General features: G+C 43.2%; 1 protein-coding gene. It reads left to right on the forward strand.

Annotated elements, in window-relative coordinates; translation table 11 throughout:
- Nucleotides 1-210: 210 nt before the first annotated feature.
- Nucleotides 211-981: an alpha/beta fold hydrolase gene (locus DD616_RS17095; protein WP_208871976.1), complete on the forward strand. Its 771-nt coding sequence runs from the start codon at nt 211-213 to the stop codon at nt 979-981.
- The last annotated feature ends 131 nt before the right edge of the window (nt 982-1,112 follow it).

Here is a 1,112-nt window from a genome sequence, read left to right on the forward strand (position 1 = left end):
TTTACCTTGAAAGTTTTGTTCTATAAATCAGAGAGTTGTTAGCCATAACAAACGGTTAAAGAGGGACTGTCAACGCGTGGCGGTTTTTGTTCAAATCGGCCTTTGTGATTACGGCTGTTATTTTAGGTTCAGTGTTTTTGCGTTGTCAGCCCCTTAACCGGGCGTTAGTTTTTTCAGGTCAAATCAATAAAAATACAGTTGGTCGACAAAATGAAAAATAGAAATGGTTATATAGGAGTCAATGGTTCGGATATTTATTACGAGCTTTCCGGCAATCCTGAGGGAGAACCATTATTGATGCTTCATGGCGGCCTTGGTTCGCTGAATGAGTTAAGTCCCATTCACAAATACGTGGCTACAGACTACCAGTTGATAAGCATAGATTTTCGTGGTCACGGAAAATCACTCTTAGGTGGACTCCCACTTAATTACATGCAGTATCAACAAGATGTCCAACATGTCCTTAGTTATTTGGGTATTGAGAAATACTCAATTTTTGGTTTCAGTGACGGCGGCATCGTGGGTTATCGGTTAGCAGCACAAGAGCCAGAAAGAGTGTCTTGTTTGGTTACATTGGGTTCGCAGTGGCGATTGGAGGCAGATGACCCATCAATTGAATTGCTAAGTTGTTTGACGGCTGAATTTTGGGTATCAAGGTTTGCGGATGATGTTGCATTTTATGAGGTATCAAATCCTAAACCTGATTTTCCTAAGCTTGTAGACATGGTAAAAGCCGTATGGCTGGATACAACAGAATCTGGCTATCCAGACGAGTTAGTTGAAAAAATTCGTTGCCCGACGTTAGTAATGCGAGGTGATAATGACTTCTTGTTTTCGTTGGATGAGGCGGTGGCTTTAAAGTCGAAAATTTCCGGTTGTAGTTTTGCCAATATCCCATTGACAGCACATTCATCTCACCAAGAGTCACCAGAACTCGTGGGTGAAATACTAAAGCAGTTCTTATCGCAGCACAAAAACTAACAAACGCCTCAAGGGGGACTGTCAACGCGTGGCGTTTCCAGTCCCAATGAGCCGCGGTGGTTGCAGTTGTTGTGTTTGAGTTTAGTGGTAATGCGTTGCCAGCCCCTTAGGCGGGCGTTAGGCAAAGTGAG

Origin of the sequence: Vibrio anguillarum (genome assembly GCF_003390515.1) — a bacterium.
Taxonomy (GTDB): Bacteria; Pseudomonadota; Gammaproteobacteria; order Enterobacterales; family Vibrionaceae; genus Vibrio; species Vibrio anguillarum.